This window comes from Bradyrhizobium sp. T-1, assembly GCF_053592855.1.
This window is the reverse complement of sequence record NZ_CM132115.1, coordinates 3,024,943-3,040,135: the sequence shown is the minus strand read 5'-3', so window position 1 is coordinate 3,040,135 and position 15,193 is coordinate 3,024,943. Positions and strand designations below refer to the sequence as shown.

The window sequence follows — 15,193 nt, the reverse complement described above, 5'->3', positions numbered from 1 at the left end:
CGGACGGGAGGGCTCGAACGCGGCCAGGCTTGCTCGCAACCAATCTCGCATCGAGATGAGTGCCAAAGGAGCACGCCATGTTCCGCCTGAAATCCGCTCTGATGACTGCGGGCCTGCTGGGAAGCCTGTTCGGCTTCGCCTGCAGCCCGGTTTCCGCACAAGTCGCCCCCGTCGAACCGGTCCCCACCGCGCTGCAAAGCCCGGAACAGCGGGTGGCGCTGGTGATCGGTAATTCGAACTACCAGAACGCGCCGCAGCTCGCGAACCCCGACAATGACGCGCAGTCGATGGCGCAATTCCTCAACTCGGCCGGCTTCGAGGTGATCTCGGCGACCGACCTCGGCCAGAACGACATGCTGCGCGTGGTGCAGGATTTCTCGGCCAAGGTATCGGCGCGCGGCCCGAACACGGTGGCGATGGTCTATTACGCCGGTCACGGCGTGCAGCTCGCCGGCGAGAATTACCTCGTCCCTGTCGATGCGAAAGTGTCGAACCAGACCGAGCTCGTCAACGACTCGGTTCGCCTGGTCGACGTGATGTCGACGCTGGAGACGATCCCGAGCCGGATGCGTATCGTCATCCTCGATGCCTGCCGCAACAACCCGTTCCCCAACGTCAACGACGCCGGCCGGGGTCTTGCCATCGTCGATGCGCCGAACGGCTCGATCGTCGGCTATTCGACCGCGCCGGGCGCCGAAGCGCTCGACGGCACGGGCGGCCACAGCCCCTACACGCAAGCCTTCCTGAACGTGGCGCGCGAGCCCAACGTGCCGATCGAGCAGCTGTTCAAGCGCGTGCGGCTCGCGGTGAATCAGACCACCAGCGGCGCCCAGACGCCGTGGGAGAGCTCCTCGCTCACCTCCGACTTCACCTTCTTCGGCGACACGGCCGTCGCCGCCAACCGCGCCCCGGTGAATGCGCCGGTGGTGCAGATGGCCTCCAACCTGCCGAGCCGTTCGGCGCGCCAGGCCTATGACTACGTGCTGTCCGAAGGCAGGCCCGAGTACTATCGGGAGTTCGTCGCGATGTATCCGCACGACCCGCTGTGCGATCACATCCGCTGGCTGCTGTCGAACCTGCTGATCACGCAGGCCTGGCACCAGGCCGTGCTCGCGAACTCGCCGCTCGGCTACAAGACCTTCTACGACAGCTACGGCAACAGCCCCTATGCGCAAGTCGCACTGAAGCTCCAGTCGCAGCCGAAGCTGATCCCCTTGATGCAGGCGACGAAGTTCCTGGCTCCGCCGAACCTGGCCCCGACGTTCAAGGTCGGCAATCTCGGCCAGCCGAAATACGTGCCGCTGATGCAGCAGGCGGGTGGCGGATCGCAGATGAACGGCAACCTGCCCGTCGTGCAGAAGCCGGTCGATGGCAACGTCATCGGCAAGCTCGGCAATGGCGGCCAGATCACCAACCTGCCGGCGGGCAATCCGCAGAACGGCACGCCGTCGCAGACCCAGACCCAGACTCCTGGCAAGATCGTCACCCTGCCCGCGCCGACCAACACGACGACGAACAATGGCGGCGCCGGCAAGATCACGACGCTGCCGGTGACCACCACCACGCAGACCACCGGCAACAACAATACGGGCACGCCGGGGAAGATCGTGAGCATGCCTGTGACTGTCGGCAAGGGCGGCACGACCGTGGATACCAAGCCGGTGAACGTTCAGACGCAGGCCAACCCGATCCGCGTCAACAACGGCGTGAAGCTCAACAACAACCCAGTGAACAAGGTGCAGGTGCAGAGCAACCGGCCGCAGTTCAACGCGACCAACCGGATCAGCACGGGCGGCGGCAACAATTTCCGCCAGTCGATGAACCAGTCGCAGAGCATGGGTGGCGGCGGCAATCACCGCGGCTTCATGCACTGATCGCGGCAAGCAGAAAACGAGATAGGGGCAGAGCGGCGACGCTCTGCCCCTATCTCATGTCAGAAACTCGGAAAAACTCAGGCCACCAGCTCGGCAAACAGATCGGCATCGACGTTGCCCCCGGAGAGCACGATGACCACGTTCTTCCCAGTGACGTCGAGACGGCCGGCGAGCAGTGCCGCGAGACCGACGGCGCCGCCCGGCTCGACCACGAGCTTCAGCTCGCGATAGGCAAAGGCCACCGCCGCGCCGACTTCCTTGTCGGACGCGGTCACGCCGCGCGCCAACAGCTTGCTGTTGATTGCAAAGGTCATCTCGCCCGGGATCAGCGCCATCAGCGCGTCGCAGATGGTGCGGCCCGCCGGCGGATGCGGCTCGCGATGGCCTGCGGTCAGCGACAGGCCGTGATCGTCGAACGCCTCGGGCTCGGCCACCACGATCTGGGCTTGCGGATAGCGCGCCTTGACGGCCGTGGCGACGCCCGCGATCAGGCCGCCGCCGGAAGCCGGAGCCACCACGATGTCGGGTGAGAGACCGAGCATTGCCATGTCTTCCGCGATCTCGCGGCCGGCCGTGCCCTGGCCCGCGATCACGTAGGGATCGTCATAGGGCCGAACCAATGTCGCGCCGCGCTTCTCGGCGATGCCGCGCGAGATCGCCTCGCGGTCGTCGCGGTCGCGATCGTACAGCACGACCTCGGCGCCGTAGGATTTGGTGCGCTCGCGCTTCGACAGCGGTGCGTCCGCCGGCATCACGATGGTCGCCTGCATGTCGAGGATCTTCGCCGCCGCCGCCACGCCCTGGGCGTGGTTGCCGGAGGAGAATGCGACAACGCCGCCGGCGCGCTTGTCCTGCGGGATCGAGAACACCTTGTTGAAGGCGCCGCGGAACTTGAAGGAGCCGGTGCGCTGGAGCATCTCCGGCTTCAGGAAGACCTTTGCGCCGACGCGCTCGTTGAGCACGGGAAATGACAGCAGCGGGGTGCGGACGGCGAAGGGCGCGAGCACGCGCGCTGCGGCATCGATATCGGCGGGGCCGATCGGAAGGGGCTGTTCGGACATGGCGCGATGTTATCGCGGCCCGCGAGGTGCGGGCAAGACACCTCCGCGCGAGGTTTTTGCCCACTTAAGCGACGAAGCGCTGCCGTTCCGCCCCGTTCCCGCCCGGCAGCACCGCACCGACCGCCAAAATGCTGTCGACGAAGGCCCGCGCCGAGGCCTCCCAGGTGTAGTTGGAAGCGAATTCGACGCAGTCCTGCCGCGAAATGTCCAGCGCCGCGAAACAGGCGTTGCGCAGGTCCTCATCCAGCGCGCCGACCGGCGCATCGCCGATGACGTCGCGAGGTCCCTTCACCGGAAAGGCCGCAACCGGCAGGCCGCTCGCCAGTGCCTCGAGCAGGACCAGGCCGAACGTGTCCGTCTTGCTCGGAAACACGAAGACGTCGGCCGCCGCGTAGATGTCGGCCAGTTCCTCGCCGTGCTTTTCCCCTAAGAAGATCGCGTCCGGATAGGCCTCTTCCAGCGCGTTGCGCGCCGGGCCGTCGCCGACGATCACCTTGGTGCCGGGCAGATCGAGGTCGAGAAACGCTTCGAGATTCTTCTCCACCGCGACGCGGCCGACCGAGAGGAACACCGGAGCCGGCAGGCAGAGATCGACGGCGCGGGGGTGGAACAGATGCGTGTCGACGCCGCGCGGCCACAGCACGACATTGTCGAAGCCGCGCTCGCCAAGCTCGCGGGCCAGCGCAGGCGTCGCCGCCATCACGGCGCGGCTCGGGCTGTGGAAGCGGCGCAGCGCCCGCCAGATCAGCGAGCCCGGGACCGGGACGCGGGCGCGGACATATTCGGGAAAGCGGGTATGGAAGCTGGTCGTGAACGGCAGCTTGCGCTGCCGGCAATAGCGGCGGACCATCAGACCGATCGGCCCTTCGGTCGCGATATGAATGCTGTCCGGCCGCGCTTCCGCGATCAGTTTTGCGATGCGCGCCGGGCGCGGCATGGCAAGCCGCACGTCGCGATAGCTCGGCATCGCAAAGGTCCGGAACGATTGCGGCGTCAGGAATGTGAACTCGACGCCAGGACCTTCGACGCCAGGACCTTCGACGCCAAGACCTTCGACGCGAAGCCCCTCGGCTGCGTCGGCAAGCTTGGTCAGCGTCCGAACCACACCGTTGACTTGCGGGTGCCAGGCGTCGGTCGCGACCAGGATGCGCATCAGGAAGGCCTCGTCAGGCAGCTCGTGCTGCCACCTGCGGAACTTCTGCCGGCTTCTGCAGATGATCCGCCCAGGTGATGATCTCGAAACGGCCGTCGTCGTGCTCGACCAGCGCGGTGCAGCTCTCGACCCAGTCGCCGCAATTCATGTAGCGAATGCCGTTCTCGTCGCGGATTACGGCGTAGTGGATGTGACCGCAGATCACGCCGTCGGCGTCATGGCGCCGGGCTTCGGCTGCGAGCGCCTGCTCGAACGCGCCGATATAGTTGACGGCGTTCTTGACCTTCTGCTTGGCCCATTGCGACAGCGACCAATACGGCACTTTGAACATGCGGCGGAAGAAGTTGACGAAGCGATTCATCTGGATCGCGAAGTCGTAGGCCTTGTCGCCGAGATGGGCGAGCCAGCGCGCGTTCTGCACCACGAGGTCGAAGATGTCGCCGTGAATGACGAGATAACGCTTGCCGTCCACGCCAGCGTGGACGGTGTTCTCGACGACGTCGATGCCGCCGAAATGCGTGCCGTAATAGTTGCGCAGGAACTCGTCGTGATTGCCAGGCACGTAGATGACCTTGGCGCCCTTGCGCGCCTTGCGCAGCAGCTTCTGGACCAGGTCGTTATGCGATTGCGGCCAATGCCAGCTCGACTTCAGCGCCCAGCCATCGACGATGTCGCCGACGAGGTAGATGGTGTCGGCATCGTGGTAGCGCAGGAAGTCCAGCAAAAGGTCGGCTTGCGAGCCGCGGGCTCCGAGATGAACGTCGGAGATGAACAACGTGCGAAAGCGCCGCTCCGGGCTCTCGTCACTCACATCGTAACTTCCCATGCGACAGCCTGTAACAATGTCCCGTGACAGGGGGATGACGATTGAACCTTTGAGGCACCCTCGGATACGAATCGGACCTTGCCTCGCCCTCCCCGCGCATATCAGCCGCATGCGACAATCAGGCGACATGGGCGCAGAAATGGGTCTCGGCAAAATGCCGGACAATCGCGGCCGCGCTGGTTAACGGAGGGCCGCCAGACGTGCGTCAGGACGACAGAGCCACGTCAGTAGAACTTGTGGAAATGGTGGATCGGCCCATGGCCATGGCCGACGCTGAAGCGGTCGGCGGCTGCGATCGCCGCGCTGATCCAGGCCTTGGCGTTGCGCACGGCCATCTCCAGATCCTCGCCCTTGGCTAGCCCCGCCGCGATCGCCGAGGACAGCGAGCAGCCGGTGCCATGGGTGTTGCGGGTGGCGACGCGCGGCGCGGCAAGCGCGATCGTCTTGTCGGCGCTGACGAGATAGTCGATGCTCTCACGGCCCTCACCGTGGCCGCCTTTAATCAGGACCGCGCGGCAGCCGAGCCCAAGCAGACGGCGCCCCTGGCGTTCGATCTCGGCCTCGCTTTGCGCGACCGGCTCGTCGAGCAACGCCGCCGCCTCCGGCAAATTGGGCGTGACCACCGAGGCGAGTTGCATCAGCTTCGTGCGCAAGGCTTCGACGGCTTCCGCGGCCAGCAGGCGGTCGCCGGAGGTTGCGACCATCACGGGATCGAGCACGATATGCGGAGGCGTCCAGCGCGACAGTGCGGCAGCGATCGCATCGATGCTCTCGGCTTGCGCCACCATGCCGATCTTCACCGCACCGACATCGAGATCGGAGAACACCGCATCGATCTGCGCGGTGACGAACGCGGCAGGTACCGCGTGAATGCCGGTGACGCCTTTGGTATTCTGCGCCGTCAGCGCCGTGATCGCAGACGCGCCATAGACGCCGAGCGCGGCAAAGGTCTTCAGGTCGGCCTGAATGCCGGCTCCGCCGCTCGAATCGGAGCCGGCGATGGTGAGCGCCACGGGCGTGGTCATCGCAGGATACGCTTGCTCGAAAAAGACATGGCCATCACTACTCTTAGCGCGCCCCCTCGGTGCCAGCAACCCGGACTGCGACCGGGGCTCCGGGTCGGCGCCACCTTCGATCGCGCGGCAGCGAATCAGCTAAAATGAGCCCGGTGCCGCACTTGTCCTCCCGTGAGCGTGCACATCCTGCAAAAAAGTGACCTCGGCATCATCCGGCCTTGGCGCGCACTCCGGATAATGGAAACGTTGGTCGATTCGCTGGCGACGCGACGTTGCGGGCCGCCCCGGCCTGCAACCTTCTCGGGATTGCATCATGTGGGCCTATTTCGAACGTCTCCTGGACTCCTCGATGTTCTCACCGCACGGCATCTGCCTGCTGTGGGAACCTGAGCTGATCTGGCTCCACGTCGTCGCCGACGCCTGCATTGCGGCTGCGTATTTCTCGATCCCGTTTGCGCTCGCGATCCTCGTCACCAAACGGCGTGACCTCAAATTCGGCTGGGTCTTTTGGGCATTCGCGGTCTTCATCATGGCCTGCGGCCTGACGCATGTGCTGTCGATCTACACACTCTGGGTGCCGATTTATGGCATCGAAGGCCTGGTCAAAGCGGCGACAGCGATTGCCTCGATCTTCACGGCGGCTGCGCTCTGGCCACTGCTGCCGAAGATCCTGACCATCCCCTCCCCGTTCGAGCTGCAAAAGGTCCAGGCTGCGCTCGAGGAGGAGGAGACCAAGCGCCGCGACGCCACGCAGCTGCTCAAACAGGTGGGAGAGGCCCAGCGCGCGATGCGCGAAAGCATGACACGCCTCACCGCCGTCGTCGAGACCGCGGTCGACGGCGTCATCCTGTTCGATGCGCAAGCCCGCATTCTCCTGTTCAACCCCGCCTGCGAACGACTGTTCGGTTATCGCGCCGACGAGATCATGAATCGCGACATCGGCATGCTGATGTGCAATGAGGAGAGGCCCTCATCCGCGGGTCGTGCACGGCGTTTCGCAACCGGAGAAGCCGTCGGCCTGCGCAAGGACGGCTCGACGTTCCCGATGGATCTGTCAGTGGGCCAGGCCTGGCAGGATGGCGAACTGATACACGTCGGCATCATCCACGACCTCACCACGCGTAAGCTGACCGAGCAGCAGCTCCAGCAGGCACAGAAGATGGAGACCGTCGGCCAGCTCTCCGGCGGCATCGCGCACGACTTCAACAACCTCCTGACCGTGATCATCGGCAACGCCGAGCATCTGAGCGAGCAGCTCAAGACCCGGCCCGATCTGCGCCAGTTTGCCGACGACATCTGCCAGTCCGGCGAACGCGGCGCGGAGCTGACCCAGCGATTGCTTGCCTTCAGCCGTCGCCAACTGCTTCAGCCGCGCACGATCGATTGCCGCGAGCTGATCGTGTCCATGCTCAAGCTGTTCAAGCGCACCTTGCGCGAGAACATCGAAATCAGCACCAGCTTCGGGCCCGGCACGATCCAGGCCTTTGCCGACCGCTCCCAGCTCGAATCCGCCGTGCTGAACCTTGCGTTGAATGCGCAGGACGCCATGCCGTCCGGAGGACACCTGACGCTGAGCACGGAGCTCGCCGCGATCGACGAGGACTATCGCGCCCTGCACCCGGAAGTGGCGTCCGGCGCCTACGCGCTGATCTCCGTCACCGACGACGGCGAAGGCATGACGCCCGAGGTCATCGACCGCGCCTTCGAGCCGTTCTTCACCACCAAGGAGGTCGGCAAGGGTTCCGGGCTCGGGCTGAGCATGGTCTACGGCTTCGCCAAGCAATCCGACGGCCATGTCTCGATCTACAGCGAACAGGGCCTGGGGACGACGGTCCGGATCTACCTGCCGCGCGCCGGCGGCGGACAATCGCCGACCGATGTGCTGGAGAGCGAGGAGGCCGCGCCGCGCGGCCACGAAACGATCCTGATCGCGGAGGACGATCCGTTCGTGCGCTCCTCGGTGATCCTCCGGGTGGAGGCGCTCGGCTATCGCGTCGTCGCCGCCGTCAACGGCAATGAGGCCTTGCAGCGGCTGCGCGCCGACCCCGGCATCGACATGCTGTTCACCGATATCGTCATGCCCGGCGGGATGAGCGGCTGGGAGCTCGCCGATCAGGCCAGACGGATTCGTCCCGGCCTACCGGTGCTGTTCACCTCGGGCTACGCGCTGGAGACCCTGGTCGAGCAGGGCCGCGCGCAGGCGCATTCGATCGTCCTGACCAAGCCCTATCGCAAGGCCGAGCTCGCCCAGCGGCTCAGGGACGCATTTGCCGCGGCCACGGTGACCTCCTAGGGCGCCGACCGGCATCTGGCGGCCAGCCTGCCCGCTTGCTAAGTTCGGCCGGCTTTGGCCTATTGGCCGACGAGATATGCCTTCGGAGTGACTGCAATGGTTCCTTTCTTCGTCCAGATCAAATGCAAGCTCGGCCAGTCCTACACGGTGGCCAACGCGCTTGCCGAAGCCGAGATCGCCTCCGAGATCTACTCCACGGCCGGCCAATACGATTTGCTGGTGAAGTTCTACGTCGACAAGGACACCGACATCGGCCACTTCGTCAACGAGAAGGTGCAGGTTCTGCCGGGCATCCAGGACACGCTCACCATCATCACCTTCAAGGCCTTTGGTGCGAGCTAGCGGGCGCGATCGGCGCAAGTCGCACGGTTGCGCAGCCGGGCGCCTGTGCTAGCGTGCGACCATTGGAAGTGAAGTGAGTACTGCAAGTCATGGCCCCCACCACGACGGTGCCGCTGCTGATCAGCCAGCAATTCGATAGTGAAGTGGTCTTGGCCAACTATCAGAATGGCGTCTACTACAACCTCGACGGCAGCGCTGCGCAGATCTGGCTCGGCCTCAAGGTCAACCGAACGGTTGAGGAGATCGGAAGCGCCCTGGCTGCCGCGACGAACGGTGATGTGACGTCGATCACGCAACAGGTGCAAGCCTTCGTCGACAGCATGCTGGCGGAAGGCCTGATTGCGATTGGCACTGCCGACTCGCGCAGCGAGACTCCCAATGAGATTTGGATGCCGGTGCTGTCGGGCGCATTCGTCGCCCCTGAATTTCAGCGCTTCGACAACCTGCGGGAGCTGCTGCTGATGGATCCCGTGCACGATGCCGGCGAGGAAGGCTGGCCGCTGCGCGAGAGCCAATGAAAGCCAGCGATCTCATCCGGCACAAAATCGCGAAGGTCTTCGCCAGGGAAGCATTCAAGGCGCACCCTGAGCTGATCGAAGCACGCGCCCGTTGCGGTCCCTTTTCCCTGCGCCTCGGCTTTGCCACGCAGGATCTGGCCGGGATGTTCCTGCCCGCTTACATCCAGCAGGCGGCAGACGCCGTCGACCTCGATTTGCGCTTCATCGCCGCCGAGGATGTCGATCTCTCCGCGCTCGTGCCCGACGCCGCCGAGAAGCCGCGCCTCTTGATCGAGGACGGGATCTATTCGGTGTGGCAGCCGGCCGTCATTCCCGTGCTGTACGCGATTGACCTCGTGGCACGACAGGGCATCGCATGGCTGCCGAAGGGCGAGGCACCGCCCTGGATCCGCAGCCGGCCGGCGATCTCGCTGATCCACGCCCTCATGCACGAGACGCCCTGGTGCGCCGTCCACGCCGCGGCTGTCGGAAGCACTGATGGCTTCGCGCTGCTCGCAGGCGAAGGTCACAGCGGCAAGACCACCGCGGCGCTGGCCTGCGTCAAGGCCGGCTGGTGCTATGCGGGCGACGACTTCGTCGCGGTGAACAGCGCCACAGGAGAGATCCAGCCGCTGTTCTGCTCGGCGCGGCTGCGTCCTGCCCTGGTCGATGCCTTCCAGGATTTCATCGGCGAAACCACGCCTGTGTCGGATTTCAACGGCGAGCTGCGCCACGAGCTGAGCCTCGCCGGTCTCGGCGAGCGCATCGGCGGCGGGAGCTTGCGCGCGCTCTTCATCCCGCGTCGGCGCGGTGCCGTAACCCCCGAATTCACGCGCGCGCGGCAGTCGGACGCCTTCCGCGCGCTGCTGCCGACGACGGCCTACGAGCTGCCGGGATGGCCGAACGAAATTGCCGCGAAGGTGGCGCGGATCGCGGGCATCGCGCCGGTGTTCTTCACCGACACCGGCACGACGCCCGCGACGATTCCCGCTGCGTTCGCCGATCAGCTGCAACGGCTTTGAGGCCGCGCCATCATGCGTGTCTCCGTCATCATCGCCGCCTGCAATGCCGAGGCCTATATCGCCGAGGCGGTCGGGAGTGTGCTCGGCCAGACCGCGCCACCCGATGAAGTCATCGTCATCGACGACGGCTCGACCGATGGCACAGCCAAGGTCCTCGGCCAATTCGGCGACCGCATCACCGCGCTCGCCCAGCCCAACAGCGGCCAGGCCGTCGCCGTCAAGAAGGCGCTCGCAATCGCTCAAGGCGGGCTGATCGGCTTCTGCGATGCCGACGACCTCTGGACGCCGCGCAAGCTCGAACTGCAACTGGCGGTGCTCGACCGTCAGCGCGACATCGACGCCGTGTTCGGCAAGGTCGAGCAATTCGTCAGTCCTGATGTGCCGGACGCGCAGCGCGAGCGGCTGAAACCTGCCATCGCGATCATGCCGGGTGAATTGAAGCAGTGCATGCTGATCCGGCGCACCGCGCTCGAGCGGGCCGGCCCGTTCGACGAGAGCCTGCCCGCGACCTTCTTCATCGCCTGGCTCGGTCGCGCCAAGCAGGGCGGCCTGAGAAGCGCGCATGTCGACGACATCGTCGTGCGCCGACGGCTGCATCTCGGCAATGGCGGACGCACCCATACCGACGCTCAGAACCGCGAAACGCTGCTGGCGCTGCACAAGGCCATCAAGGTCCGGCGCCTGCCGGAGTGAACATCGTCACGCCGTTGATCGACACCTGTTTCACGAACAGCCCGAGCAGACGAGGATCGATCGAATGGCCGATGTCCGAGGGGCGCTGGCAATCGAGCATCCGCAGCGCAATGACGATCTTGCGCTGGCCCTCGCCGACGATCCTCGCCTTCAGCGCGATCCTGTACGGCAGCGCATCGGTAGGGCCCGCCGCCATCTGCTGGACCGATCCGACGCCGGCATAGGCGACGAAACGAAAATTGTCCGTGCCAGGCGGCAGGAACGGCACCACCACCAGGTCCACGACGACGGGATCGTGCATCTGGTCGTCGACGGGCATTTCGAGGACCGCGAATTGACGGTCGGTCCACCGCCCCTCTTTTTCCGGAATGGAAAATCCCTGCCCGAACCAGACACCGCTCCCGCGCGACGGATACGCCGCGCTCGCCGTCTGCTGCCAGATCCGCTTCAGGATCGCGTCCTCCCAAAAGGGAAACTGCACGATGGCGGTATCGAACGCCGCGATCGCCGCACCCGGCAGCCTTGCCCAATCCCACCAGCGGAACGGCGCCTTGAAGCGCCCGCGAAGCGCGGCGAAAAAGGCGGCGCCAAACTGCTGCCATTGCGTGCGCTGCGCGCGCGGCACCGCACGGATCGAAATCTCGATCGACTTTCCCGGCGGGCCGTAATCCAATAACTGCTCCACGAGACCAACCGGCACGAGGGCCGGCATCTCGCGCGCGACGACGTCGAGCAATTGCGCCGCAAACAGGCTGCCGTTGTAGCGCGTCACGATCGCGCGAAAACGATCCCAATCGACGTTCGCGCCGGCTTTGCTTTGGAGCATGTGGACGACTTCGAGCGCACGCGACACCATCTCGTTCTGGTCGGCCGGCTCCGGACGCATCGCAGCGATCGCCAGATGCTCGGCAACGCCGGGGATCAGCACCTCGTGGGTCAGCAATGTGCCGGTCTCGGCGGTTGCGAACAGCGCCTCGGTGAAGCTTTCGTCGTCGAGCCAGAACAGCGCGCGCCAGTGCAGGTCGATGGCCCGGGCCAAGCCCGCCCGCGACATCGCCACCGCATGGATGTCGCGGTCGAAATCGGATTCCTGGAACAGCTCGACCCGCATGCCGTGGCTGCGGAAATCGGCCTGCTGCAGCACCTCGATCGCGCCTCGCGCGTCCGCGCGCCGGACCAGGAGATCGTAATCTCCGGTCATGCGCTTGGCCATGTAGCTCTCGTCGCGCGCAAACAGCGCGCCGCCCTTGATCAGCAGCGCGGCGATTCCGGCCGCCCTGAGTGCGGCGGAGGCCGCGACGACATCGCGCACCCGCGTCGCATTCGACAGCCAGACATGCTTGACGACACCCCTCATCCGTCTGGTGTCGGCATCGACAATGCCAGCCATGTCGGCGGTGGCCACGAGCAGCGGCATGGTGCGATAGACGACCTCGTCGGCGGCGTCGAGCGGCTCGGAGGCGCGCCAGCTCTGATAGGCGTCGATCGCGCTCTGGCCCTGCCCGAGGGCAGCCCTGAACAGCGTGAGGTGACGCGGCTTCAACGCGGCCGGAAGCTTTGGTGCCATCTCAACCGAACGGTTGAGCCGCAAGGCATGCTTCGCGCGGTTCGGCAAAATCACGCGTCGAAACGAACAACCGCAGCAGCACGAAAATTCCACGCCCCATCGTGACGCATTCCAATTCCGAGGCCAGCAACGATGCGGGCGCAATCACGACGTGTCAATTGGAAAGGGCCTGCTTCAGCCGCCACCTTCCTTGCGCTTGGGCGGCGTCGGCCCATCGATCGGCGGCAGCGACTTCAGATAGGCGGCCATCGCGGCGCGATCCTCTGGCTTCAATTGCGCAAGGTTCTTGATCACCGGCCGCATCGCGCCTGACGCGCTGTCGCCTTCGGGCATGTCGCCGGTCTCGAGGAAGTCGGCAATATCTTTCTCGCTCCAGCTGCCTATGCCCTTCTGCGTGATGTTCGGCACCCAACCCTCGCCTTCGGGGTTGGGGCCACCGGCGAAACGCTGCGTGCTGATGACGCCACCGAGAACATTGCGTGGGCTGTGGCATTCGGCGCAGTGGCCAAAACCGTTCACGAGATAGGCGCCGCGGTTCCATTGCGCCGGATGCGCTGCCGCCGGCACGAACGGCCTGACATCCATGAACAGCAATTTCCAGATGCCGACGTTGCGGCGAATGTTGAAGGGAAACGGCAGATCGTGGTCGCGCACGCGGCCCGGCACCGGCGACAGCGTCTTCAGATAGGCGAAGAGATCGCGGACGTCGTCTGCTTTGGCGATGTGATAGGAGGTGTAAGGAAATGCCGGAAAGTAATGCGTGCCTTCGGGCGAAATCCCGCGCATCACGGCGTTGACGAAATCGGCCTCGCTCCAGCCTCCGATGCCGTCGGTAGCGTCAGGCGAAATGTTCGGCGCATAGAACGTGCCGAACGGCGAGCGAAGCGCCAGGCCGCCGCCGAGCCGCAGGCGATCGGGCTGATTGGGCACGGCGTGGCAGGAGGAGCAGCCGCCCGCATTGAACAGCTCCTGCCCATTGGCGAGATCGGGCCCGCGCGTCGGCGCCGGCAAGGCCAAAGCGGTCGGCGCGGTCAGCCACCAGTAGACGGCAAAGGCCGCGACGGCGGCAATCAAAATGACATAAATTGTTCGTCGCAGCATTGAGGATCCCATCGAGCTCCGGCGAATTTACGGATCATCCCGCAGCCGCTCCAGCCACGAATAATTTAGATGGTTTGAGCGGAATCTGGGAATAAAGTCGGAACCGCACTGTTTGCAAGTTGACAGCAATCAGGCGTCAACAGGGAGAGACCCATGAACAAAGCGCTTTTTGCCACGCTGGCGCTCGGAGCCGCCGTCGCATTCGCAGGCCCGGCCAGCGCGGAGAAACTGAAGGCGACGCTGGACGGCAAGTCCGAAGTCCCCGCCACGACCAGCAGCGGCACGGGCACGGCCGATCTCGATTATGACGCTGCCACCAAGAAGCTCACCTGGAAGCTGACCTATTCCGGCCTCTCCGGCCCCGCCACCGCCGCCCATTTCCACGGCCCCGCCGAGGCCGGCAAGAACGCCGGCGTCGCGGTGCCGATCCCCGGCGCCGCCAACAGCCCGGCCGAAGGCTCGGCCACGCTGACCGACGCGCAAGCTGCCGATCTTCTGGCCGGCAAGCTCTATGTCAACATTCACACCGCGGCCAACCCGGGTGGCGAAATCCGCGGCCAGGTGACCAAGTAAGTTCTAAAGCGGCTTTTTCGGCGAAGGCCGGACGCGCGAAGCGTCCGGCCTTTTCGATTCCGGACGGGCTTGAACCGTCACGCGAGACGCTTGCGCACGGCGACCTGATGGCTCCTGAGGATCACCTCGGCATCCTCGTGCCAGGCCAGAAACGTGTCGACGGCGGGAGCGACACGCTCGGCGTCGGGATTGTCAGGCTTCCAGGTGTAATCGTCCATCAACATCACGCCGCCCGCCCGCAGCAGGCGCCAGGCCCCGAGGCAGTCGATCATGACGTCATCGCGCTGATGGCTGCCGTCGACATAGATGAAGTCGAATACCGCATTCTCTTCGCGCAATATGCCCAGCGCCTTGATCGAGGTGCCCACCATCTTGCGCAGCCGCGCCCCATAGGCGGCGAGGTTACGGTCGAACCTCCCGACATCGTCGTTCTCGAACAAATCGACGCAGGTGAGATGGGCACTGGCGAAGAATTCGAGCCAGAACAGCGCAGAGCGTCCTTCCTTGGAGCCAATCTCGAGCACCCGGCCGGTCGTCTGGCGGATGTCCCCAAACAGCGCGCTCCAGGCAATCGTGCGCGCGGCCACATAGTCGCGCCGAAACTCCTTGCCCGCAAAGACATGCGCGTAGGGATCCTGGGCCCGCGCCAGCTCGACGATTCGCGCGCGGAGTTTGGCAGAGGGATCGCTCATGCGAGCTGGCATCCTGGCCGCACAACGGCAGCCACCATTGTGCCACCGGTCTGACGCTCTATGATCGCCTCCAGAGCAAAGGGGCGCAACATGACCACTCCCAACGAGAACTATCCCGCCTTCTCTGACAAATTATCGCATCACGGGGCCTGCCGGAAGCCTGCTCGCACATCATTGCATGGCCTGGCGGGCGTTGTCGTTGCCGCAGCGGCCGTTGCAGCCTCCTCGCCGGCCGCCGCGCAAACCGACATGGAAAAACAGGCTCAATGCGAGCTGTCCGCCATCCGTGACACGCGATCGCCGCTGGCCGTCCAATACATCCGTTCGGCCTGCAACTGGCTTGCGGTCAACGGCGACTCCCTTCTTAACGCGTCCAGCAAGGGCTACTATGTCTGCCTCGTGCGGCAACTCTCGGGCGCACAGTCCAATGAAGCTGCCGCGGCCATCATGTCGGCATGCCGCACGTCCAATCCGCTTTGAAAT

At 65.1% G+C, this 15,193-nt stretch carries 15 protein-coding genes; 8 read left to right on the top strand and 7 right to left on the bottom strand.

Features of this window, described 5'->3' with window-relative positions:
- Positions 1–77 precede the first annotated feature (77 nt).
- On the top strand, positions 78–1,874 hold the full coding sequence (locus ACWAT4_RS14480) for a caspase family protein (RefSeq protein WP_449730822.1): 1,797 nt from the start codon (positions 78–80) through the stop codon (positions 1,872–1,874).
- Between the two features lie 77 nt (positions 1,875–1,951).
- Here ACWAT4_RS14480 and ACWAT4_RS14475 read toward each other — a convergent pair whose 3' ends face one another.
- The 4 genes from ACWAT4_RS14475 to thiD all read right to left on the bottom strand — a co-directional run bounded on the left by ACWAT4_RS14475 (position 1,952) and on the right by thiD (position 5,939).
- Positions 1,952–2,935, bottom strand: coding sequence for a threonine/serine dehydratase (locus ACWAT4_RS14475; RefSeq protein WP_212301191.1), 984 nt, complete (start codon positions 2,933–2,935; stop codon positions 1,952–1,954).
- A 64-nt stretch (positions 2,936–2,999) separates the two neighbouring features.
- Positions 3,000–4,088 (bottom strand): glycosyltransferase family 4 protein, encoded by a 1,089-nt coding sequence (locus tag ACWAT4_RS14470; protein WP_449730821.1) that lies wholly within the window; start codon positions 4,086–4,088, stop codon positions 3,000–3,002.
- A gap of 13 nt (positions 4,089–4,101) precedes the next feature.
- Entirely contained in the window at positions 4,102–4,914 is an 813-nt protein-coding gene (locus ACWAT4_RS14465) for a UDP-2,3-diacylglucosamine diphosphatase (protein WP_212301193.1), read from the bottom strand.
- A gap of 224 nt (positions 4,915–5,138) precedes the next feature.
- The gene (gene thiD, locus ACWAT4_RS14460; protein WP_449730820.1) at positions 5,139–5,939 is read right to left on the bottom strand and encodes a bifunctional hydroxymethylpyrimidine kinase/phosphomethylpyrimidine kinase; all 801 of its coding nucleotides are present in this window, start codon (positions 5,937–5,939) and stop codon (positions 5,139–5,141) included.
- A gap of 304 nt (positions 5,940–6,243) precedes the next feature.
- Between thiD and ACWAT4_RS14455 the strand changes: the two genes are divergently transcribed.
- From ACWAT4_RS14455 to ACWAT4_RS14435, 5 genes are all read left to right on the top strand, one after another.
- On the top strand, positions 6,244–8,223 hold the full coding sequence (locus ACWAT4_RS14455) for a PAS domain S-box protein (protein WP_449730819.1): 1,980 nt from the start codon (positions 6,244–6,246) through the stop codon (positions 8,221–8,223).
- A gap of 96 nt (positions 8,224–8,319) precedes the next feature.
- Positions 8,320–8,565, top strand: coding sequence for an Lrp/AsnC ligand binding domain-containing protein (locus tag ACWAT4_RS14450; protein WP_018317369.1), 246 nt, complete (start codon positions 8,320–8,322; stop codon positions 8,563–8,565).
- An 89-nt stretch (positions 8,566–8,654) separates the two neighbouring features.
- Positions 8,655–9,083, top strand: coding sequence for a PqqD family protein (locus tag ACWAT4_RS14445; protein ID WP_449730818.1), 429 nt, complete (start codon positions 8,655–8,657; stop codon positions 9,081–9,083).
- The gene (locus tag ACWAT4_RS14440) at positions 9,080–10,084 is read left to right on the top strand and encodes a hypothetical protein (RefSeq protein WP_449730817.1); all 1,005 of its coding nucleotides are present in this window, start codon (positions 9,080–9,082) and stop codon (positions 10,082–10,084) included. Before ACWAT4_RS14445 ends, ACWAT4_RS14440 begins: the two co-directional genes overlap by 4 nt.
- 12 nt (positions 10,085–10,096) lie before the next feature.
- On the top strand, positions 10,097–10,777 hold the full coding sequence (locus ACWAT4_RS14435; protein WP_449730816.1) for a glycosyltransferase family 2 protein: 681 nt from the start codon (positions 10,097–10,099) through the stop codon (positions 10,775–10,777).
- Here the strand turns inward: ACWAT4_RS14435 and ACWAT4_RS14430 are convergent.
- Positions 10,752–12,368 (bottom strand): nucleotidyltransferase family protein, encoded by a 1,617-nt coding sequence (locus ACWAT4_RS14430; protein WP_449730815.1) that lies wholly within the window; start codon positions 12,366–12,368, stop codon positions 10,752–10,754. The two genes, ACWAT4_RS14435 and ACWAT4_RS14430, sit on opposite strands and share 26 nt — an antisense overlap.
- Before the next feature lie 150 nt (positions 12,369–12,518).
- Positions 12,519–13,445: a c-type cytochrome gene (locus tag ACWAT4_RS14425; protein ID WP_449730814.1), complete on the bottom strand. Its 927-nt coding sequence runs from the start codon at positions 13,443–13,445 to the stop codon at positions 12,519–12,521.
- A 153-nt stretch (positions 13,446–13,598) separates the two neighbouring features.
- Here ACWAT4_RS14425 and ACWAT4_RS14420 point away from each other — a divergent pair, with 153 nt between their 5' ends.
- On the top strand, positions 13,599–14,018 hold the full coding sequence (locus tag ACWAT4_RS14420) for a CHRD domain-containing protein (RefSeq protein ID WP_449730813.1): 420 nt from the start codon (positions 13,599–13,601) through the stop codon (positions 14,016–14,018).
- Between the two features lie 77 nt (positions 14,019–14,095).
- On the opposite strand, the gene ACWAT4_RS14415 is transcribed toward ACWAT4_RS14420, so the two are convergent.
- Positions 14,096–14,710 carry a class I SAM-dependent methyltransferase gene (locus ACWAT4_RS14415; protein WP_449730812.1) on the bottom strand — a complete coding sequence of 205 codons (615 nt, stop codon included), beginning with the start codon at positions 14,708–14,710 and terminating at the stop codon, positions 14,096–14,098.
- A gap of 90 nt (positions 14,711–14,800) precedes the next feature.
- Between ACWAT4_RS14415 and ACWAT4_RS14410 the strand changes: the two genes are divergently transcribed.
- Positions 14,801–15,190 carry a VF_A0006 family four-cysteine protein gene (locus ACWAT4_RS14410; RefSeq protein WP_449730811.1) on the top strand — a complete coding sequence of 130 codons (390 nt, stop codon included), beginning with the start codon at positions 14,801–14,803 and terminating at the stop codon, positions 15,188–15,190.
- The last annotated feature ends 3 nt before the right edge of the window (positions 15,191–15,193 follow it).